Origin of the sequence: Blautia hydrogenotrophica DSM 10507 (genome assembly GCF_034356035.1) — a bacterium.
Taxonomy (GTDB): Bacteria; Bacillota; Clostridia; order Lachnospirales; family Lachnospiraceae; genus Blautia_A; species Blautia_A hydrogenotrophica.
Genome location: NZ_CP136423.1, coordinates 2829077 through 2849469, shown reverse-complemented (window position 1 = coordinate 2849469; position 20393 = coordinate 2829077). Strand labels below are relative to the sequence as shown.

The window sequence follows — 20393 nt, the reverse complement described above, 5'->3', positions numbered from 1 at the left end:
GTGTCTGCGTTAAGTAGTACCGGCACACCGTCCCTGCCAGGTTTCCTTTTGTTTCATCTCATGGTGAAGACGGTTGAGAACTTCCCTTTTTCGGCTGGCCCATAAAGGCGCGAGTAAGAGCTCACTAGGGCCGTCTCCAGTCAGACGATGGACGACAATTTCAGGGTTTAGATGTTCCAGACAAGAGATCAGGATATCCAAGTATTCTTCCATGCTGTAGGTGGAAAAAGCCCCTTGAAGATAATCCTTGGCCAGGTCGGTTCCCTTTAAAACATGGAGAAGCTGAAGCTTGATTCCTTGTATGTCTTGCCGATTCAGATATTGGATTGTCTGAAGAATATCTTCAGAAGTTTCCCCAGGCAGTCCAAGGATTGTGTGGACAATAACGTCGATGTCCAGAGCGCGGAGGTCCTTCACCGCGTCCTCAAAACAAGACAGCGGGTACCCGCGGCGAATGTAACGTGCGGTTCGTTCATGCATTGTCTGAAGGCCCAGCTCTATCCAGACGGGTTTTTGGCAGTTTAGGTGTCCAAGAAGTTCTAAAATCTCTGTGTCCAGACAGTCGGGACGGGTACCTATGGAAAGAGCGACGATATCGGGATGGGAGATCGCCTCCTGGAAGATCGAGCGAAGGTAGGAAAGCTCCCCGTAGGTATTTGTGTAAGCCTGAAAATAAGCGATGTATTTTCGGATGGGCCGTTTTTGAGAGAGCATTGCTTTTTGGCTCTCGATCTGTTCTGTGATTGACAGGTCGGCAGAGGCGGCAAAATCCCCGGAACCGCCGGCACTGCAGAAAATGCAGCCCCGGCTGTCTAAGGTTCCGTCGCGATTGGGGCAGGTCATCCCGCCATTTAAGGTCACTTTATATACTTTTTCATGAAATTTTTCCCGGAGCATATAATCCAAGGAATGGTAAGGCTTTTCTCCCCAGCGCATTATTGAATATGAGCTTTTACGGCCTCACTGACCGCTTCCGCAACTCTGGGGTCAAAAGCCTCCGGCATGATAAAGTCTTCGTTCAATTGCTCATCTGTGACAAGAGAGGCTAGAGCTTCGGCAGCAGCCAGCTTCATCTCTTCTGTGATCTGTTTTGCCCGTCCTTCTAAAGCGCCTTTGAAGATTCCTGGAAATGCCACGACATTGTTGATCTGATTTGGAAAATCAGAGCGTCCTGTGCCTACAATGCGCGCGCCGGCGGCTTTTGCCACGTCCGGCAGTATCTCAGGAACAGGGTTTGCCATGGCAAAGAGAATCGGATCTGTGTTCATGGTCTTTACCATCTCGGAGGTAACCACATTGGGGGCAGATACACCGATAAAGATATCGGCGCTCACCAATGCGTCGGCTAAAGTTCCGGTCTTATCCTCCAGATTGGTGATCTTTAACATCTCTTTTTTGATATCATTCAGGCGAGGCGATTTGCTGGAAACGATTCCCTGGCTGTCGCAGAGCATAAGATGACGGAAACCATAACGCAGCAGGAGCTTTGTGATGGCGATGCCGGCAGCTCCAGAACCGTTGATGACGATGCGGCATTCCTCTTTTTTCTTTCCGGTGATACGCAGAGAGTTAATAATGGCTGCCAGAACGACGATGGCAGTTCCGTGTTGATCATCGTGGAATACCGGGATGTCCAAAGAGGCTTTTAAGCGCTCTTCAATCTCGAAACAGCGGGGTGCAGAGATATCTTCCAGATTGATTCCGCCGAAAGCGGGAGCGAGCTGAATGACAGCTTTGACGATCTCATCAGTATCCTGTGTGTCCAGACAGATCGGAAATGCGTTGACGCCGCCAAATTCTTTGAATAATACAGCCTTTCCTTCCATAACCGGCAAGGCGGCGTGCGCGCCGATGTTTCCTAGTCCTAGGACAGCACTTCCATCGGAAACCACAGCGATGGTATTGGATTTGATGGTATATTTATAGACATCCTCTTTATTCTCAGCAATTTTTTTACAAGGCTCTGCGACACCGGGGGTATAGGCGAGCGCAAGGTCTTCACGAGTGTTGATCTTCGTTTTGGAGACGGTTTCTAATTTTCCTTTCCACTGTTCATGCAGCAAAAGAGCTTGTTCATTTGTAGTCATAGTATCTTCTCAACCTTTCTGAATTATGATAGCTTGTCTACTTTGTTCTATATATAGGAAAGAATTTATTACGCGAATATGTGAAAGTCCTTCCCTATAACACAAGTACTCCGTAGGATCGCACTGCGGCGGAGATGAAAATATTGCTGACACAGTCCACGGCAGGCGAAGAATCCTGTGAGACAGGATTCTTTTTTATAATTAATAATAGCATTGGTTTTTGGGAAGTGCAAGGGAAAATCAAAGTCATGAGACTGCTGTTAAAGACTTCGGGTACAATTACTTGCGCCAAACTGCTGCTTACAGCAATTTGTGTGCATCGCGAAGCGTGTTACTGCTCACGAGTTGCAAGTGAGTGAACAGTAACGGACGGCGGTTGTCACTCATGAACATATAGAAAAACAGTGGAAACTTGTAAATTTGTACTATAGGAAGTATAATAGATGAAAAATATGGCACAGGGAAGTGATTACAGGCAGAATGGAGGAAGCAGGAAATGATAAAGAGTGTAATGGATCTTCATACGCATACAGTAGCCAGTGGACATGCATACAATTCGCTGAGAGAGATGGCGAAAGCTGCGGCTGAGAAGGGACTGGAGCTGTTGGGAATTACAGAACATGCGCCGAAAATGCCCGGCAGCTGTCAGACCTTTTATTTTCGCAATCTGAAGGTAGTTCCGAGAACCCTCTATGGGATTGAACTTTTGCTGGGGTCAGAGGTGAATATCATGGATTCCGAGGGAAATCTGGATTTAAGTCAAAAGGACCTGATGAGCCTGGATTTGGTGATTGCCAGTATGCATACGCCGTGTATGAGGCCAGCGAGCAAGGCGGAAAACACTTACGCATACCAGAAAGTGTTGGAGAACCCTGCGGTAAATATCATAGGGCATCCTGACGACGGGCGTTTTCCGGTGGATTACAGAGCACTGGTAAAGACGGCAGCCGATTACGGAAAAGTTTTGGAAGTCAACAACCATTCTCTGGACCCGGAATGTACCCGAGAAAATGCAAAGGAGAATGACTGGATTATGCTGGAACTGTGCATGGAATATAAGGTGCCGATTGTCATGAGCAGCGATGCGCATTTTGACACTCTGATCGGGGATTTCCCTAATATATATCCTTTGTTAGAGAGATTAAAATTTCCTGAGGAATTGGTGCTGAACCGTTCTGTGGAAGCGCTGAAACCCTATGTAAATAAATATAGAAGTTAAGAAAAGGTTTTTGCCAATTATTAAAAATCAATGAAAATTGCGGAAACTTCTTGAATGTACAATTTTAGTGTGATAAAATTAAAAATAGAATTTCTATTTGAAATTTTATTATGGGTGACCGTTTTTACAAACGGAAGGTAGCAAGAACAGATCGAAGGAGAATAAGTAATGGGTAAAAAAATTAGGACAGAAGCAGTGGACCATTTGTTTGATGGAATACTCAGCCTAAAGACGAAAGAAGAGTGTTATCTTTTTTTTGAGGATGTGTGCACGATCAATGAATTGCTTTCTTTATCTCAGCGGTTTGAAGTTGCGAAGATGTTGATGGACAAGCGCACGTATCTGGACATTTCTGAAAAGACAGGAGCGTCCACAGCGACAATCAGTCGAGTAAACCGTTCTTTGAATTATGGAAATGACGGTTATGAGATGGTGTTCCAAAGACTAGAGGAACAAAAGAAAGAGAGCAAGGAATAAAAAGAAGAAAACTCTATGTAAATGGGAAAACCATTTGCATAGAGTTTTTTAGGTAGCGGAGAATCCTACTTGCAGGATTCTTTTTTATGTAATAGGAAAGCCATTGTCACGCTAATGAGTAAAAGTCCTTTCCTATTACATAAACACTTCGCTATGGATGTGCACTTGCACGAGAGGTAGCCACCATAGGCGGCTGTGCTCGGCGCGCAAAGTAGGGATGCCCCCTTAAAGATTGGAAGATGTGGGCTTACCCACTTTGTTCTGTCCTCTTACATTTCCAGTTTCATATCTCCCAATTTTATCCAACCTTTCTTTCTCATGAGTTCTGAGAAAAATAAAGTGATTACTGCCGGCAAAATAAACTGCAAAAGCAAAATCTTGATCAGGACTGCCATAGGAGAGTCGTAGGCAACCATAGTCTCCCAGGTCATAATCTGCCCCACAAAACCAGCAGAACCCATACCGGAACCAGTGGCGTTGCACTGCATGTTTGCAAGCATCGTTCCCACAGGTCCTAAGATGGCGCTAGAGAGGATGGCCGGAAGCCAGATAATGGGTTTTCTGACAATATTTGGAACCTGGAGCATGGAAGTGCCGATCCCCTGGGCGAGAAGTCCGCCAATCTTGTTTTCACGATAACTGGCGACAGCGAAACCGACCATGTTGCAGCAGCATCCAATCACGGCAGCTCCTGCGGCGATGCCGGACAGATTCAAAATGATTCCGAGGGCGGCAGAACTTATGGGAAGAGTCAGAATCATTCCCATGAGGACAGAGACTACAATTCCCATAAGGAAAGGCTGCTGCTCCGTTCCCCAGTTAATCAGACTGCCTAGCCAAGTCATAAAGGCAGAGATCGGTGGCCCTGCGATCAATCCCACGGCGGAGCCTGACAGGATGGATACTAGAGGAGTCACCAGTATGTCAAGTTTTGTTTTTCCGGATACGAGGTGGCCCACTTCAATACCTACTAGAGCGGCTACGAAGGCACCCAGCGGTTCCCCGGGCCCAGAAAACAGCATGGAGCCGTCCTCAGTGAGTACAGTTTGTGCCAATAGTTTACTGGCGAAGCCGCCTACCATGCCGGCGGTGGCAGCAGATAAAACCACCAGTGAACTCTCTTTAAAGCGGTAGGCAACACCTACTCCAATGCCAGCGCTGGTCATGGCAGCAGCCACTTTTCCCAGCACATAGATGGTGTCACCGATGCTACCGCCGATTAATGTTCCAATTTGCTGAATGATTGTGCCGATGATTAAGGTAGCAAAAAGCCCTTGGGCCATGCCACTTAAACCATCAATGAAAATGTGGTTAAGTATTTTTTTCATTGAGAATCCCCCTCTGATTATTGTGTATACATGTGTCTTGTCACTTGACAAAGCGTACCACATTTTTTGAAAAAACGCAACATAAAATATTCAGAGGCGGTGCTGCCAGGAGGGTTACTGGAGGAATATCTTTGAGGTAACGTCTTTTACGCCGTGGATTTCAAGCCTGACGTATAGCTGTCCATTTTTGAACTGATTCAGTGGAAGCTCTAAGGGTTTTGACAAGGCCGTTACATCAAAAGACTGTACCGTTTCATCTTGGACAAGCCACAGAGTCAGCGTCGCGTCGTCTGGGACTGTACCGCAGGAGATATCGGCATAGAGCATTTGAGTTTTAGGAGCTTGTATGGAAAAAAGCTCTTCCTTGATGAAACCGTCGCTGGCACTTTTAAAATCCAACTTCCAGATACCGTTGTGATAAATGTTAGAATTCATCTGGATGGTGCCGAGATTCCAAATTTTTTCGTCTGAGGTGACGTCTGTGTTTATTCCGTTCCCAGCGGCTGCGTTTACGATAAAAACTGCCAGACATACCAGTATGAGCACCATGCTGACCGTACCGGTAACAATGAATTTTAGGTGATGGGTTTTTGGCTTTGACATAGTAGTAATATCCTCCTTATTCTCAACGTATTTACCGCATTCTTCGCAATATTTTGCTTTTAAAGAGATTCGATGTCCGCAGGTGGGACAAATTTTCTTGGGTTCCGGGCGGCGAAGAAAGTAAATAAGAAGTCCGATCAATGGCGTCGCGATCAAGACTATGGCTGTCCATAGAATCGGGTCTTCTCTTCTTTTTTTACAGTCTTGGTATACCCATGCTGCAAAAAAGGCGGAGGAGCAAAGCGTAAAGGTTACAATACACAGAAGCAGTATGGGGAATAGCATGGAAAGGCCACTGAAGCCGTCGCTTTTAAAAAAGTATAAGACCAACCGTAAAAAAAGCAGAAGACAAATCATAGGTATTCCGATATAGAGAAAAAGTGGTTTCTTTTTTTGGGTGTTCATGCCAAAGCACCTCCTTTCTGAATGTGAATGGTGATATCTTCCTTTAAACGGGTTCTTCTGACTCCGACTATCGTGAGCAAAACACCGGCAATACCCAAGTAGAGACAGGTACCCGTGACGAGTATGGATAGATAGGGATTAACGATCACCAATTGCGCGGCAACTGCCAATAAAGAGAAGATGACAAAATTTAATGTCATTGGTAAATACCAAAGGGACAAGGAATATACGGCGGGCGCTTTTTTATTCATTTCCTGTCGGTGCAGGTTAAGTTTCAGGGAATTGTTTAATTCCTGAGAAGGCTCGTCGTCGATTCTCATTGAAGCTCTGATAATTTTATCCAACTCGGTGTTAAAATGGTTATCCTTCATAGCCAGCTTCCTCCAATCTTTTTTTTATCAGGCGTCTACCTTTAAACAATCTACTTTTTATGGTTCCAGGCGGTTTCTTTAGTATCTCTGCAATCTGTTCTATGGAAAAATCAGAGAGGTAAAACAATGTCAGCGGTATCCGGATTTTCTCAGGAAGATTTTGAATGATTCCGTTGACTGTGGAGATTAACTCCCTCTGCGAGAAAATTTCCTCTATATTTTCTTCTGAATGCAGTGTATTTGCCGTCTCATCGTCCAAAGTACTGCAAGGAGCGATGGAATTTCGACGAGCCTGTTTTCTCCTGTCGCTTTTCCAAAGATTGTGGGCAAGGGAGAAAAGCAGAGCTTTTGGATTTTTCTCCCAGTCAAGAGACCAGATGCCTTCTAAAGCCTTCAGAAAAGTCTGCTGATACAGGTCTTCGGCTTCGGTTTTGTTCATACAGAGTTTCAGGCAGAATCTGTAGATATCTGTGCCAAATTCATCAATACATTTTTCCACTTCTTTCGCGTCCAAGGTTTCACCTCCATTACCTGTTCACTCTATATTCGTCGCCATTTTAGGAATGGTTCATTTTTAGAAAAAAATTTTTTGCGTGGTAAGTCCGGCGCAAATATGGCAGCGGGCGGGGCAAGGGAATTTTAAATGATCTGTAGAAGAAAAGAATTGTGCTATGTGAGAAGGTGCAAAAAGGAGAAAAATATTGACACAATGGAAACAGAGAGTTTTATCGTCTCCATTGTGTCAAATTTTTAGGACTTATTCTTAGATTTTTTTTCTTTGTGTTTCGTGGGCGGAACCATGCCGTCCACGAGTTTTTCGATTAACAATTTTTTACAGTAGACGTCGAAACTGAGAAGGCAAATGAAAGAAAATTGCTGCAGAAATTGCCGGTCTTCTTCCGGTGAATCCTGAAATGTCTGGTCTGCAATGTTGTAACGCTTTAGTAGGTCCTTCTTTAGATATTCGATTTGACTGTGTTCCATGCTAAAGACTTCCGAGTAGACTTTGGTCAGATCAAATTCATTGTCTGTGCGAAAATATTTTTCAGTAATCGGAGCCAGAAGAGTTTGAATGTCATTGATAGACAGTATGTTTTTGAAATAATAGATAAAGATAAGGAGAAGCAGATGTTCTTTGGAATATTTTTTCTTTTCTGGGGATGGTAAAAGGCCGTTTTTCGCATAGTTGTTAATCATCGTTTTGGTCAGCACTTTGTCATCAGAATAGCGTTTGGAAGATTTCAATTTCGTCTCCATAAAAGTGGTGACCTGATCCATATAAAGATCAATTTCAGGGAGATCTTCCGGTTTGATATAGTCGATTCGGGAAATGCTCTCCAGAATGCTGTTGATTACATTTTTTGTGTCAATAGTCATAATATCACCTCGTTTCTTTATTATATAGTTTTGAATACTACTTGTAAAGCTTTTTGATGCTGAATTTTAAGAATTTAGCAATAGATAGTTACTATTCACAGCCGATTTAAACTTCAGCACAGAGACGTTGTGCTCGCATGTAAGATGCAGTGCTGAAGTTTGAATCAGGACTGTGAAGGAGAAAACATACTTGTATGTTTATGCGAGCGGACATCAGTATGAGCTGAGCTTGTCCCTCGTACCAAGGCGCTGTCTGTGGGGGAATGTCATTCATGTGGACGAAGGACTAGGGGCATGGTATAATGTCTGTGGAATTAAAGAAGGCTGTGTTTTCTGTAGGACATAGCAGGTGAGGACGAGAGAGACAATATTGGTTTAGAATAGATGGGAGATTTACATGAGCATTTATGAGAATTTAAATCCACAACAGAAAGAGGCAGTGTGTCAGACAGAGGGACCTCTGTTGATTTTGGCAGGGGCTGGTTCAGGCAAGACCAGGGTTTTGACTCACCGGATAGCCTATCTGATAGAAGAAAAAGGCGTAAATCCGTGGAATATTATGGCGATTACCTTTACGAACAAGGCAGCACAGGAGATGAAAGAACGGGTGGACCAGATCGTAGGTTTTGGTTCGGAGAGCGTCTGGGTGACGACTTTTCATTCCACTTGTGTGCGTATTTTGAGGCGATACATTGATCGAATTGGATTTGACAATCGTTTTACTATTTATGATGCAGATGACCAGAAGTCATTGATGAAGGATATCTGTAAGCGACTTCAGATTGATACCAAGTTATACAAAGAGCGTGCCCTTTTAGCCCAGATTTCTCACGCGAAGGACCAGTTGGTAAGTCCGGAAGAATTCGAACTGAACAGTCAAGGCGATTACAGCAAAATGAGAGTGGCCGAAGTATACAAGGAGTATCAGACTCAGCTTCGCAGAAACAACGCACTGGATTTTGACGATTTAATCATGAAGACCGTGGAGCTGTTTCAGAGCTGTCCAGAAGTTTTGGAATCTTATCAGGAGAGATTTCGCTATATTATGGTGGACGAATATCAGGATACCAATCTGGCGCAGTTTCAGTTCGTGAGCCTACTGGCGTCTAAATATCAAAACTTGTGTGTCGTAGGCGACGATGATCAGTCTATCTATAAGTTTCGAGGAGCGAATATTGAGAACATCTTAGGATTTGAGCGGGTATTTTCCAATACAAAGGTAATTCGGTTGGAACAAAATTATCGTTCTACCAAAAACATTCTTCAGGCGGCAAATGAGGTGATTCAAAATAACGCACAGAGAAAACCTAAGACACTCTGGACAGACAATGAAGAGGGAAATAAGGTCCATTTTCGGCATTTTTTGAGTGGATTTGAGGAAGCGGAATATGTGGTGGGGGACATCGCCCAGAAGCATCGAGAGGGTATTTGCAGTTATCGAGACTGTGCAGTTTTATATAGGACGAATGCTCAGTCGCGTTTGTTTGAAGAAAAATTTTTGATGGCGAACATTCCTTATAGACTGGTAGGGGGAGTGAATTTCTATGCCCGCAAGGAAATCAAAGATCTGCTCAGTTATCTGAAGACGGTAGACAATGCAAAGGATGATCTGGCTGTCCGCAGAATTATCAATATCCCCAAAAGAGGGATTGGAGCCACGACACTGTTGAGGGTTCAGGAGTATGCGACGGAACAGGATATCAGTTTTTATGACGCGCTCAAAGAGGCAGAAAAAATACCGAAGCTGGGAAGAGCGGCAGTGAAGATACAGCCTTTTGTCACGATGATTCAGAGTCTTCGCAGTGAGCAGAGAAGCTTTTCAGTCAGTGAGCTTTTAGACGATGTTATCGAAAGGACGGGGTATGTTCAGGACTTGATTGCGGAGGATACAGATGAGTCAAGGGCCAGAATCGAGAACATTGATGAGTTGATTACAAAGGCTACCACTTATGACAAAGAAAGTGAGAATCCTACGCTTGGAGGATTTCTTGAGGAAGTAGCCCTGGTCGCGGATATTGACACAGTGGACCCCAATCAGGACCATGTGTTGTTGATGACTTTGCACAGCGCCAAAGGATTGGAATTTTCACAGGTGTATCTGGCGGGGATGGAAGACGGTATTTTTCCAAGTTATATGACGATTGGTTCGGAAGATCCAGGCGATATGGAGGAAGAGCGGCGGCTTTGTTATGTTGGTATCACGAGGGCGATGAAAGATCTGACGATGACAAGTGTGCAGCAGAGAATGATTCGAGGCCAGGCGCAATATAATAAGGTATCCAGATTTATCTACGAACTTCCCAGGGAAGTTGTGGATATGGGACACAAAATTGAGAAAAAAGAGATAAAAACGGAAGTGCCGAGAAACAATACATATGCGCAGATGAGGGAGGCATTTCGGGCGAAAGCGTTCCAGCCCAGACAGTTTGAAGTGAAAAAGGCAGACAAACTAAGTTATGAGGTGGGAGATACGGTGCGACATGTCAAATTTGGAGTAGGAATTGTGAAAAATATCGTAGAAGGCGGAAAAGACTATGAGGTTACGGTGGATTTTGACCAGGTGGGAGTGAAAAAAATGTTTGCTAGTTTTGCGAAGCTAAAGAAGATTTGAACCGGCTGCTGTGAATCTGAGCTTACATGGCTAAATAGCTACCAATTATTTTTATTACTTGAAAGAAAATCTGGTAAAAAGCATGAGATAGTGATATAATAAGAGAAGTTAGAACCGCTGTTGACTGCTCTTCCAAATGCTCAGGAGCGGTGAAAAATTGGTTTGGGGTTTCCAAATATGATGCAGCGGATAATATTAGGAAAGAAGGTGTTTAATGATGAACATGAATAAGCTGGAGGATTTATTAACATCACTGAACAAGAAAGAGGATGAAAAACAGAAGAATGCAGTTCTCTGGGCGTTGGCTATCATCGGAGCAGTGGCAGCAGTAGCAGGAATCGCTTATGCAGTGTACCGTTTCTTTGCACCGGATTATCTGGAAGATTTTGAAGAAGATTTTGACGATGACTTCGACGATTATTTTGAAGATGAGGATGACGACAAAGACGAAAAATAACATACGTAAGAGAGAAGCTCTGAGAGAGAATATTTTTTCTGCCCCAGAGATGGATGGAAGATTTAAATAAGTGGAAATCTGTCGGCGGTGAGGCTTTCTGTGTATATAAGAATGAGAAGCAGCAGCCGGCAGATCTGCTGTAGAAGAAGGAGGGCCTGCGGGCCCATGCAACAAGGTGTGAGGGGGCGCTGCACAATTTTCGGAGATCGTTTTGAGAATACATGGCTGATGTATTTTAGAAATGGTTTTCGGCAATTGTGCAACGCCCTCTTTTTGTCACGTGGAACTGTATCAGCGGCATTCTCAGTGACATAGGAGCTGTCGGCTGAGAGGACAGATAAAAATAGAGGACACGGAGGTTATTGTGAAAAAAGGTTGTATCTGTGAGGGAATTATTGAGAAGGTAGAATTTCCCAATAGGGGAAAAGCGACTGTGGAGGGAGAGACAGTCATAGTAAAAAATGGGATACCTGGACAGAAGGTTCGTTTTGTGATTAACAAAAAACGGGGAAAACGTTTGGAAGGCAGACTTCTGGAGGTGTTGGAAAAGTCGCCTTTGGAGAGACGGGAGCCGGTTTGCAGTGTTTTCCCCGACTGTGGAGGGTGCATGTACCAGACAATGCCCTATGAAGAGCAGCTGAAGATGAAGCAGGCCCAGGTAAAAGAGATCCTGGACAGGGCAGTTTTGGGGGAATATGAGTATGAAAATATTTATGGAAGTCCGCAGGAATTTCACTATCGAAACAAGATGGAGTTTTCTTTTGGGGATGCTGAGAAAGACGGCCCTCTGACGCTTGGCTTGCATAAAAAGGGCAGTACTTATGATGTGCTTACAGCCGGGGATTGTCAGTTGGTGCATCAGGATATGACAAAAATATTGACCTGTGTGTGGGAATATTTCCGAGACAGAAAGGTCTCCTATTACAAAAAGATGCAGCATATGGGTTATCTGAGACATTTGCTGCTGCGGCGGGGAACAACCACCGGGGAAATTCTGGTGCATTTAGTTACAACCAGCCAGGAGGAACACGATTTGACACCTCTGAAGCAGGAGCTTTTGGGCCTTGGATTGGAGGGAAAAATTGTCGGGATTATGCATATCATCAATGATTCTCTCTCGGATGTGGTCAAGAGTGACGAGACCAGGATTTTATATGGGCAGGACTATTTCTACGAGACTTTAATGGGATTGAAGTTTAAAATTAGCACCTTTTCTTTTTTTCAGCCTAATACTCTGGCTGCGGAGGTACTCTATAATATTGTCCGCAGTTACGTGGGAGAGACCAAGGATAAAGTGGTATTTGACCTGTACAGCGGTACAGGGACAATTTCTCAGATTCTTGCCGAGGTATCCAAAGAAGTGGTGGGTGTGGAAATTGTGGAGGAGGCCGTGGAAGCGGCCCGGGAAAATGCGAGGATGAATGGCCTAAAAAACTGTAGGTTTATCGCCGGTGATGTGTTGAGAGTGCTGGACGAACTGGAGGAAAAACCGGATATGATTGTCTTGGACCCGCCGCGGGATGGAATTCACCCTAAGGCGCTACCAAAGATTTTGGATTATGGCGTGGACAGAATCGTCTACATCTCTTGTAAAGTGACCAGCCTGGCCAGGGACTTGGAATTGTTCCAAGAGCGAGGGTATCGGGTGGAGAAATGTACGGCGGTGGACCAATTTTGTCAGACGGTGCATGTGGAGACAATCTGCCTTTTAGAACGAAAATAAGCGGATTTTCGGGGTTCTTATGTGGTGGTTCAGTCTATTTGCCACCCATTTGCCACCCGCAAAATAGAATTGAGCAGAAAATCAAAGAAAGCAGCTGAATGGCAGAGTTTTGTAGAGGATATCTGGCCTGTTTAAGAGCAGGAGAGAGAGTGACCGCCTTTGCGACGCCGATCTACTATTTCGAGATGGCGGGACAGACGAAGACTTTGTTGGACAGAGCAAATTCACTGTACGGTTCAGAATATGCGTTTGATGACATCTATCCTTTTGTCGGCGGCTGCGGAGAATGAAGGGGGACGAAGTAGGTGCGATTACAAGGCATCCTACGCTAAAGCAAGCTTAGTTACTGTTCACTCACTTGCGGTTCGTGAGCAGTAATACGTTTTGTGATGTACACAAACTGCTGTAAACAGCAGTGTGGCGCGAGTATGTCTCGGGATTTTTGTACGAAATGTACAAAAAAACTCGCTAGATCTTGAAGACCTGAAGTGTAACCAAGCTTATGAACTCGACAAAGCGGTCTGAAAAATAGCTTGCAGATTTTGGAAAAGTATGATATAGTACGTTTTGTCCGAACATTTCATATCCACTGGGTCTGGGTATGAGTATTCAGTTAATCCTATTTTTTAGCCTTGCAGGCACGTAGTGTCTGCAAGGCCTTTTTTTGTTTCATAGGAAACTGTATCCCTATGAAACGAAAAATGTTCCGCTAAGGACGTGTAATTAGGGAAAATAGCACAAAAAAATCTAATTATAAATGTCAATACTGTCGAAAACGTGAAAACGTATTGACAATTTGAATACTTACCTCTATAATAAAACCCAACATCGGATGTTGGATATTTAAGGGCAAAGGAGAGAACGTATGAGGAAAGTAGGGAAACTAACGATGACGGTTTGTATGGCTGCGTTTCTGGTACCGGTTTTTCTGGCAGGCTGCGGAAAAGAGACGGATTCAGCCGGGAGCGGCACTGTATCGGATGGGGCGTACGAAAAATTCGAGGAAGTGGAACTGAGGCTGAGCTGTAATGGAACGGAGACCGCGAATGACGCAAAGGCGGCCTATCGGATCGCGGATAAGCTCAGTGAGAAGTCCGGAGGAAGAGTGACGATGACAGTTTTTACCAACGATCAGTTGTCTGGAGGAAATATGTCCAAGGGGCTGGAAATGCTGTGCAACGGAACTGTTGATTTGGATATTCACTCTACCAGTGTCATCTCAAATTTGGATAACCGGCTGATGGTCAGTACGCTGCCGTGGCTATTTTCGGACTACCAGGAAGCGGAGGACGCTTTTTACGGAGAAGGCGGAGAGTACATAGATTCGATTTTGCAGGAGAAGGGAGTTTACTACCTGGGCGCTGTCCACAATGGATTCAAAGCGATCACGAACAGCAAGCATCCAATTCAGAAGCCAGAAGATCTCAAAGGGCTGAAAATAAGAATACCAGGAGGCAGTTTCTTCAGCGACTTTTATTCGATGCTTGGCGCATCTCCGCAGGCCATGTCCTGGTCGGAAGTATTTACAGCGCTTCAGCAAGGAACCATCGACGGACACGACAACTCTCTCACCACCATCAACTCGGGAAATGTCCAGGAAGTACAAAAATATATCACGATATCCAAGCATACCTATGAGGCTTTCACTGTGATGGCAAATCAGAAACGGTTTGATGTCTTGAATGAGGATACACAGAATCTGATTCGGGAATGTGTGGAGGAAGCCACAAAGGAAATTAATCAGGAGATCATAGAGGAAGAGGCTACGCTGGAAGAGAAGTTTACAGCGGAAAATGGCTGTGAGATCTATGAATTGACAGAAGAAGATATTGCCGACTTCAAAGCGGCAGTCCTGCCTTTGGAGGAGAAATACAAAGAGCTCTATGGAAGTAATGCCTGTGCGGCATTTGGCGCGGAATAAATTTCAGAGAAAGGAGATGGCGGGATGAAGAAATTTTTGAAAGAAATTGAGGATAATATCTGCGGATTGCTTCTGCTGGCCATGATGGTTCTCACCTGTATCAATGTGTTCGCGAGATATGTATTCAAAAGTTCCATGCCTTTTGTAGAGGAATTGACTGCTCTGGGCCTGGTGATAATCAGCCTGAGCGGCGCTGCTGTGGCAGCCAAAAGAGGCGCCCATCTGGGGCTGACGGTGTTGACAGATTTGCTGCCTGAAAAAGTCCAAAAAGGATGTGTTCTGTTGGGACATTTACTGGGAACGGTATTTGGGCTGGTTTTGTTGGGATTTGGAATCTCTATGGCGGCCTTGGAATATGAACTGAAGCTGGTGACTGCCGGTATGCAGTGGCCGGAGTGGATGATGGGAGCTTTTGTACCCGTCAGCGGAGCCGTACTGACTGTACGGTACATGCAATTATTTATCCGCGATCTAAAAGGGAAGGAGGAGAAGAGCTGATGGCAGGCCTAATACTGTTTGGAGCGTTTTTTGTTCTGCTTTTGCTGAACGTACCCATCGGACTTTTGCTGGGGATTTCCAGTATTCTCACCTTGTTATATGAGAATCTGCCGGTTTCTATGGTGACTATCAATATGTACTCCGCAACCAGCAAATTTGTACTCCTGGCGATTCCTTTCTTTATTCTGGGAGGAAATATCATGGAGAAGAGCGGTATTTCCCAGAGACTGATTGATTTCTGCAAATCGTTGGTCGGACACAGAAAGAGTGGAATGGCTCTGGTGTGCGTAATCGTGGCCTGCTTTTTTGCGGCGATCTCTGGTTCAGGTCCCGCGACAGTGGCGGCGCTGGGTATGATTATCATTCCGGCCATGGTGAAGGCAGGGTATGACAAAGCCAGTTCTACAGCCTTGATGTCTACCAGCGGCGCCATCGGCATCATCATTCCGCCTTCGATCACCTTCGTAATCTACGGTTCTATCACAGGAACTTCTGTGGGTTCTTTGTTTGCCTCAGGTATCGTGCCGGGGATTCTCATGGGAGCTTTGCTGCTGACGGCCATGATGTGGATGAGCCGAAAGAGAGAACTGAAACTGATGCCGAAAGCGTCTGCCAAAGAACGCTGGAGCTCATTCAAGGATGCGTTCTGGGGACTGATGATGCCGGTTATTATTTTGGGAGGTATCTACGGGGGAATCTTCACACCGACGGAAGCCGCAGCGGTATCCGCGCTGTATGGACTGTTGGTGGGGCTGTTCATCTATAAATCCATTCGCATCAGAGATATCCTGGAGATTTTAAAAGATTCGGTGTCTCAGACTGCGGTCGTCATGTTCATCGTAGGCACAGCCAGCTTGTTTGCCTGGGTGCTGACGGTCACAGGCATGGCGGCTTCCGCCAGCAATATGCTGATTGACATTTGCAATGGAAATAAGTACATCTTTTTGCTGATTATCAACGTTATTTTATTGATTGCAGGTTGTTTTATCGACGCAAACTCGGCCTCTTACATTTTTGTACCGATTCTCTTTCCGGTTGCGGCAAGTCTGGGAATTGATGCGGTGCACCTAGGGTGTATTATGGTTATGAATATGGCGATCGGGCTGGTTACGCCGCCGGTGGGAGTCAACCTGTATGTAGGATGCGGAATCGCGGATGTGTCATTGAAAGACATATCCAAGGCAGTGCTGCCTTTTGTGGCGGTATCCATTCTCACCTTATTGCTGGTGACATATATCCCGCAGATTTCGATGGCGATTCCGAATCTGGTCAAATGATAATTCTTCCAATGCATAGCTGCATTGGAAAAAAAATAGAATATAATGTCCAACATTGGAAGTAGGACAAAGAGAGGTGGAAAAATGAAAAACGTGAGTGTGGAAGAGCTGAAAGAACGGGCAAAGGAATTGAGAAAGACCGCTCTGACTATGATTTATGAAGCGCAGTCTGGGCATCCAGGGGGCGCGCTCTCGGCAGCTGACCTTGTGGCGGCACTGTATTACCGAGAATTAAATATTAACCCAAAAGAACCTAGATGGCCTGAGAGAGACCGCTTTATTCTGTCAAAGGGACATGCGTGTCCGATACAGTATGCGGCGCTGGGACGATTGGGTTATTTTGAGGAAAGCCATCTGCACACTTTGAGGCAGGAGGGGTCCATTTTGCAGGGGCACCCAGATATGAAAAAGTGTCCTGGCATTGACATCTCTACAGGGTCTCTCGGGCAAGGACTTTCTTGCGGTGTGGGAATGGCATTGGCAGCGAAGAGAAGAGGGGAGGATTACCGCGTGTTCGTGCTGACCGGCGACGGCGAGTTAGATGAAGGACAGATCTGGGAGGCTGTGATGGCGGCCAGTGCCTGGAAATTAGATAATTTAACGATGATGATCGACAATAATCGTCTTCAGTTGGATGGTCCTTGTGAGCAGCTTATTCCTCATCTTAATTTGACACAGAAGATGAGAGAATTTGGCTTTGAGACCTATGAGATTGACGGAAACGACATGGGAGAGATCGTGGAGACTCTGGACAAAATCAAAGCCTCAAAGACTGGACGGCCTAAATGCATCAATGCCCGTACCGTCAAGGGAAAGGGTGTATCCTACATGGAAGATCAGTTGGGCTGGCATGGAATGGCGCCTGACGAGGAACAGTATCGGACTGCTATGGAAGAATTGGAAAGGGGACTGTAAAAGATGGGAGAGAACAAGAGAGCGACGAGAGACGGTTTTGGGGATGCGATTTTGGAGATTGGAAAAACCAACCCGGATATCTATGTGGTAGATATTGATATTGGAAAATCCTGCAAGACAGGGGCGTTTTCCAAGGAGCTGCCAGCCCAGCATGTCAATGTGGGAATCGCGGAACAAAACGGCGCGGGGGTCGCAGCCGGCCTGGCGACGACGGGGATTATCCCTTTTGTGGTTACTTATGCGGTGTTTGGAAGCCTTCGTATGGGGGAGCAGATTCGTCAGGAGGTGTGCTATCCCAATCTGAATGTGAAGATTGCCTGCTCCCACGGAGGCGTTACTCCGGCCAACGATGGCGCGAGCCATCAGAGTATTGAGGATATGGGGGTCTACCGCACGATTCCCAATATGACAGTCATGATGCCTGCGGATTACTACGCCGCCAAGGCACTGGTAAAGGAAGCGGCAAATACTTATGGGCCGATGTACCTGAGATTTACCAGGGATGCGGTTCCGGTGATCTATGATGAGAATACAAAGTTTGAAATCGGCAAAGCGAAAAGGCTCACAGAGGGCAGGGATGTGGCAATGATTGCCATTGGAGATACGGTCCATCTTGCACTGGAAGCGCAAAAAGAATTGGAAAAGGCAGGAATATCCGCGAGAGTTCTGGATATGCACACGCTCAAACCACTGGATGAAAAGGCGGTTTTAGACTGTGTCCGTGACATTGGCCGTATTATCACGGTAGAGGATCACAACATCCTGAACGGGCTGGGCAGCGCTGTGTGTGAGATCGCGGCGGAAGCTGGCGACGCAAAAGTAAAACGAGTGGGAATTCAAGACCAATTCGGAATGTCGGCTCCTTATGAGAGACTGCTGGAAATCAATGGAATCACTGTAGAACATCTCGTGGCGCTGGCAAAGCAGGAATGGTGAAAGGAGGAGACAGAAAAAATGCGGGCAGGATTTATGGAAAAACCCGGTAAAATCTATTATACGCAGTCGCGGGAACCGATGATCGAGAGAGACACCGATGTGAAAATTCAGGTAAAGGCGGCTGGAATCTGTGGTTCGGAAGTCCACGCTTTTCACGGAAAGCACCCGTTTCGGATTCCTCCTGTGGTCTCTGGCCATGAGTTCGCTGGAGTAGTCGTGGAGACTGGGAAGGCAGTCACGAAATATAAACCTGGGGACCGGGTGACCGCAGAACCTCAATATGGCTGTGGAAAATGCAAAGCATGCCTTTCAGGCCGGTATAATATCTGTGGAGCAAAGGAAGTTTTGGGAGCAGGAGAATGGAGCGGTTCCTTCGGAGAGTTTGTGGTGGTCCCTGAGAAAACGGTAGTACCTCTAGGGGAGGAACTGAGCTTTGAACAGGGGGCGTTGATCGAACCTCTGGCTGTAGGGATGCATGCGGTCAGGCAGCATCAGGTGGGATTGGAAGACACCGTCTTAATTATCGGCGCCGGGACCATTGGGCTGGGTGTATTGCTGTGTGCGAAAGCCTGCAATCCGAAGTGCGTGATCACGGCGGACGTGAGTGATTATAATCTGCAAAAGGCTAAGGAAATCGGCAGCGACTATGCAATCAACAGCCAAAAGGAGAACTTGGAAGAGAGAGTCCGTGAGATCACAGGGGGAAACGGGGCGGATGTGACGTTCTTAGCTTTTGGAAACGCGGCAGTGGCAGAGACGGCTGCCAGATGTACGAAGAGAGGCGGTGTGATCTCTGAGATTGCGGTCATGCCGAACGGGGTAGGAGCCCCTTATGGATGGATTCAAAACAAAGAGATCACCTTGGCAGGTTCCAATATGTATGTATATGAAGATTTTGAGACAGTGGTGGACGCTATAAGGCGCAGATTGATAAGCACAGAGGGCTTTGTCACCCAGAGGTATCCTATCGAAGAAATAGACAAAGCCATGGAGATGGCGGATAAGAGGCCGGAACCCGTGATTAAAGTAATGTTAGAGTTCTGACTCCTAAGGCTGGCTTGCAGCCCGGACGTCAGAGACAGCAGATAAATTTCTCCTAAAAAATCAGGCAAATCCCTGCGTGAAGAAAACGCGCACAGGGATTTGCCTGATTTGTTTTAACAGTGAGACATCAGCGGTAAATATCTTTCCAATAAAAATAACTATTATTAATTGCTGCATAGAGTTCTTCTATGTTTTCTCCTTTTAACTTGTCCAAAAGATTCTTATGCGTATCAATTAAATATTGTTTGTCTCCCTTTTCAATTACTTTTTCAATGGTACGATACCGGGAACTCTTACTCAGCTGCACCACTACGTCATGTATCACCAAGACCAGATCATTATGGGTAGCGCGGGCGATTTCATTGTGGAATTCAATATCACGGTCGGCGGCAGCTTCTACATCGACAGGATCTTTTTCCAGCTCACAGACCAGAGCATTGCACCTTTCTGATATCTTATTCCACTCTTCTTTCTCAATTCCCTGCTCTTTTATCAGAAGCATAATACCATTTTCTATAATTTTACGAAGACCGATCAGTTGTTCATAACTGCCCTCTTTTTGCAGAATAATTGTGTATATGGCAGGATTTAACATTTTAGTGGAGAAACCATCACAGACAAAGGTTCCTTCAGCCCGGCGGACTTCCAGGACACCATAGGCGATCAGGATACGGATTGCCTCACGAACGGTGTTTCTGCTGACGTTCAGCAGGGAACTCAATTCATGTTCAGTGGGAATCTGATCTCCCGGTTTTAGTTCTCCTTCTATAATTCCTTCTGTAATTCGATCAATGACACTTTGTACTACAGATTGGCTGTTGATAGGAGATAAGTATTTTTTTTCCATTGTACACTGCTCCTTTCAGTATGCGGCTCGAGGTCAGAGACATACCATTTTTAGTATACGTGATAAAAAACAAAATGTCCATGAGAAAATGAATCTATGTCTGGAATCCGTAACAGTTCAGTCATACAATATACGGGTAGCATCAAACATACTTGTATGTTTATGCGAGCGGACATCTGTATGAGCGGAGTGCCTTTTCATGAGTAAAACGGTGGTGTTAGCCACGACAAGCACGTAGTACGGTTTTACGAATGGCGCTAACTGAACGGTTACAAATCTCAGCGATATACTTAAGAG

Annotated in this window: 21 protein-coding genes; 13 read left to right on the top strand and 8 right to left on the bottom strand. The window is 45.5% G+C overall.

The annotated features are described in order from the left end of the window. Positions 1-9: 9 nt before the first annotated feature. Together mnmL and BLHYD_RS13720 are read right to left on the bottom strand one after the other, a co-directional pair. Positions 10-936, bottom strand: a complete 927-nt coding sequence (mnmL, locus tag BLHYD_RS13725; protein ID WP_005950107.1) for a tRNA modification radical SAM protein MnmL/YtqA — start codon at positions 934-936, stop codon at positions 10-12. Then, positions 936-2087 (bottom strand): NAD(P)-dependent malic enzyme, encoded by a 1152-nt coding sequence (locus BLHYD_RS13720; RefSeq protein WP_005950109.1) that lies wholly within the window; start codon positions 2085-2087, stop codon positions 936-938. The genes mnmL and BLHYD_RS13720 overlap by 1 nt, the downstream gene beginning before the upstream one ends. A gap of 496 nt (positions 2088-2583) precedes the next feature. On the opposite strand from BLHYD_RS13720, the gene BLHYD_RS13715 reads away from it, so the two are divergent. Together BLHYD_RS13715 and BLHYD_RS13710 are read left to right on the top strand one after the other, a co-directional pair. Next, entirely contained in the window at positions 2584-3306 is a 723-nt protein-coding gene (locus tag BLHYD_RS13715; RefSeq protein ID WP_005950113.1) for a phosphatase, read from the top strand. 168 nt (positions 3307-3474) lie between these two features. Next, complete coding sequence (locus tag BLHYD_RS13710; RefSeq protein ID WP_005950114.1) at positions 3475-3783, top strand: YerC/YecD family TrpR-related protein; 309 nt, start codon at positions 3475-3477, stop codon at positions 3781-3783. 269 nt (positions 3784-4052) lie between these two features. On the opposite strand, the gene BLHYD_RS13705 is transcribed toward BLHYD_RS13710, so the two are convergent. The 5 genes from BLHYD_RS13705 to BLHYD_RS13685 form a co-directional block, all read right to left on the bottom strand. Next, positions 4053-5111 carry a PTS sugar transporter subunit IIC gene (locus tag BLHYD_RS13705; protein ID WP_021845060.1) on the bottom strand — a complete coding sequence of 353 codons (1059 nt, stop codon included), beginning with the start codon at positions 5109-5111 and terminating at the stop codon, positions 4053-4055. A gap of 114 nt (positions 5112-5225) precedes the next feature. Further along, complete coding sequence (locus BLHYD_RS13700) at positions 5226-5714, bottom strand: hypothetical protein (RefSeq protein ID WP_242648402.1); 489 nt, start codon at positions 5712-5714, stop codon at positions 5226-5228. Between the two features lie 401 nt (positions 5715-6115). Beyond that, positions 6116-6490 (bottom strand): hypothetical protein, encoded by a 375-nt coding sequence (locus BLHYD_RS13695; RefSeq protein ID WP_005950120.1) that lies wholly within the window; start codon positions 6488-6490, stop codon positions 6116-6118. After that, positions 6480-7004: an RNA polymerase sigma factor gene (locus BLHYD_RS13690; protein ID WP_021845062.1), complete on the bottom strand. Its 525-nt coding sequence runs from the start codon at positions 7002-7004 to the stop codon at positions 6480-6482. Before BLHYD_RS13690 ends, BLHYD_RS13695 begins: the two co-directional genes overlap by 11 nt. A gap of 236 nt (positions 7005-7240) precedes the next feature. Then, entirely contained in the window at positions 7241-7867 is a 627-nt protein-coding gene (locus tag BLHYD_RS13685) for a DUF1836 domain-containing protein (protein WP_005950126.1), read from the bottom strand. Between the two features lie 190 nt (positions 7868-8057). Here BLHYD_RS13685 and BLHYD_RS13680 point away from each other — a divergent pair, with 190 nt between their 5' ends. The 11 genes from BLHYD_RS13680 to BLHYD_RS13630 all read left to right on the top strand — a co-directional run bounded on the left by BLHYD_RS13680 (position 8058) and on the right by BLHYD_RS13630 (position 19249). Then, positions 8058-8213 carry a hypothetical protein gene (locus BLHYD_RS13680; protein ID WP_005950127.1) on the top strand — a complete coding sequence of 52 codons (156 nt, stop codon included), beginning with the start codon at positions 8058-8060 and terminating at the stop codon, positions 8211-8213. A gap of 51 nt (positions 8214-8264) precedes the next feature. Beyond that, positions 8265-10478, top strand: a complete 2214-nt coding sequence (pcrA, locus tag BLHYD_RS13675) for a DNA helicase PcrA (RefSeq protein WP_005950129.1) — start codon at positions 8265-8267, stop codon at positions 10476-10478. A gap of 223 nt (positions 10479-10701) precedes the next feature. Continuing rightward, positions 10702-10935: a hypothetical protein gene (locus BLHYD_RS13670; protein WP_040350801.1), complete on the top strand. Its 234-nt coding sequence runs from the start codon at positions 10702-10704 to the stop codon at positions 10933-10935. Between the two features lie 364 nt (positions 10936-11299). Further along, a complete protein-coding gene (rlmD, locus tag BLHYD_RS13665; RefSeq protein WP_005950135.1) occupies positions 11300-12658 on the top strand; it encodes a 23S rRNA (uracil(1939)-C(5))-methyltransferase RlmD in 1359 nt (452 codons plus the stop codon). A 98-nt stretch (positions 12659-12756) separates the two neighbouring features. After that, the gene (locus BLHYD_RS13660) at positions 12757-12948 is read left to right on the top strand and encodes a hypothetical protein (protein ID WP_005950137.1); all 192 of its coding nucleotides are present in this window, start codon (positions 12757-12759) and stop codon (positions 12946-12948) included. Positions 12949-13523: 575 nt separating this feature from the next. Continuing rightward, positions 13524-14579: a DctP family TRAP transporter solute-binding subunit gene (locus tag BLHYD_RS13655; RefSeq protein WP_005950139.1), complete on the top strand. Its 1056-nt coding sequence runs from the start codon at positions 13524-13526 to the stop codon at positions 14577-14579. A 24-nt stretch (positions 14580-14603) separates the two neighbouring features. Next, entirely contained in the window at positions 14604-15077 is a 474-nt protein-coding gene (locus BLHYD_RS13650; RefSeq protein ID WP_005950141.1) for a TRAP transporter small permease, read from the top strand. Next, positions 15077-16354 (top strand): TRAP transporter large permease, encoded by a 1278-nt coding sequence (locus BLHYD_RS13645; protein ID WP_005950143.1) that lies wholly within the window; start codon positions 15077-15079, stop codon positions 16352-16354. Before BLHYD_RS13650 ends, BLHYD_RS13645 begins: the two co-directional genes overlap by 1 nt. Before the next feature lie 84 nt (positions 16355-16438). Further along, positions 16439-17269 (top strand): transketolase, encoded by an 831-nt coding sequence (locus tag BLHYD_RS13640; RefSeq protein ID WP_021845067.1) that lies wholly within the window; start codon positions 16439-16441, stop codon positions 17267-17269. 3 nt (positions 17270-17272) lie between these two features. Beyond that, complete coding sequence (locus BLHYD_RS13635) at positions 17273-18205, top strand: transketolase family protein (RefSeq protein WP_005950146.1); 933 nt, start codon at positions 17273-17275, stop codon at positions 18203-18205. Positions 18206-18223: 18 nt separating this feature from the next. Then, the gene (locus BLHYD_RS13630; protein WP_005950148.1) at positions 18224-19249 is read left to right on the top strand and encodes a zinc-dependent alcohol dehydrogenase; all 1026 of its coding nucleotides are present in this window, start codon (positions 18224-18226) and stop codon (positions 19247-19249) included. A gap of 127 nt (positions 19250-19376) precedes the next feature. Here the strand turns inward: BLHYD_RS13630 and BLHYD_RS13625 are convergent, their stop codons facing one another. Continuing rightward, on the bottom strand, positions 19377-20096 hold the full coding sequence (locus tag BLHYD_RS13625) for a FadR/GntR family transcriptional regulator (RefSeq protein WP_005950150.1): 720 nt from the start codon (positions 20094-20096) through the stop codon (positions 19377-19379). Between the last annotated feature and the right edge of the window lie 297 nt (positions 20097-20393).

Coding starts and splice junctions, on each gene's coding strand:
- BLHYD_RS13700 (WP_242648402.1), bottom strand. CDS start 5,714: ATGTCAAAGCCAAAAACCCATCACCTAAAATTCATTGTTACCGGTACG.
- BLHYD_RS13625 (WP_005950150.1), bottom strand. CDS start 20,096: ATGGAAAAAAAATACTTATCTCCTATCAACAGCCAATCTGTAGTACAA.
- BLHYD_RS13645 (WP_005950143.1), top strand. CDS start 15,077: ATGGCAGGCCTAATACTGTTTGGAGCGTTTTTTGTTCTGCTTTTGCTG.
- mnmL (WP_005950107.1), bottom strand. CDS start 936: ATGCGCTGGGGAGAAAAGCCTTACCATTCCTTGGATTATATGCTCCGG.
- BLHYD_RS13630 (WP_005950148.1), top strand. CDS start 18,224: ATGCGGGCAGGATTTATGGAAAAACCCGGTAAAATCTATTATACGCAG.
- BLHYD_RS13685 (WP_005950126.1), bottom strand. CDS start 7,867: ATGACTATTGACACAAAAAATGTAATCAACAGCATTCTGGAGAGCATT.
- pcrA (WP_005950129.1), top strand. CDS start 8,265: ATGAGCATTTATGAGAATTTAAATCCACAACAGAAAGAGGCAGTGTGT.
- BLHYD_RS13710 (WP_005950114.1), top strand. CDS start 3,475: ATGGGTAAAAAAATTAGGACAGAAGCAGTGGACCATTTGTTTGATGGA.
- BLHYD_RS13635 (WP_005950146.1), top strand. CDS start 17,273: ATGGGAGAGAACAAGAGAGCGACGAGAGACGGTTTTGGGGATGCGATT.
- BLHYD_RS13650 (WP_005950141.1), top strand. CDS start 14,604: ATGAAGAAATTTTTGAAAGAAATTGAGGATAATATCTGCGGATTGCTT.
- BLHYD_RS13720 (WP_005950109.1), bottom strand. CDS start 2,087: ATGACTACAAATGAACAAGCTCTTTTGCTGCATGAACAGTGGAAAGGA.
- BLHYD_RS13705 (WP_021845060.1), bottom strand. CDS start 5,111: ATGAAAAAAATACTTAACCACATTTTCATTGATGGTTTAAGTGGCATG.
- BLHYD_RS13715 (WP_005950113.1), top strand. CDS start 2,584: ATGATAAAGAGTGTAATGGATCTTCATACGCATACAGTAGCCAGTGGA.
- BLHYD_RS13640 (WP_021845067.1), top strand. CDS start 16,439: ATGAAAAACGTGAGTGTGGAAGAGCTGAAAGAACGGGCAAAGGAATTG.
- BLHYD_RS13670 (WP_040350801.1), top strand. CDS start 10,702: ATGAATAAGCTGGAGGATTTATTAACATCACTGAACAAGAAAGAGGAT.
- BLHYD_RS13695 (WP_005950120.1), bottom strand. CDS start 6,490: ATGAAGGATAACCATTTTAACACCGAGTTGGATAAAATTATCAGAGCT.
- BLHYD_RS13655 (WP_005950139.1), top strand. CDS start 13,524: ATGAGGAAAGTAGGGAAACTAACGATGACGGTTTGTATGGCTGCGTTT.
- BLHYD_RS13660 (WP_005950137.1), top strand. CDS start 12,757: ATGGCAGAGTTTTGTAGAGGATATCTGGCCTGTTTAAGAGCAGGAGAG.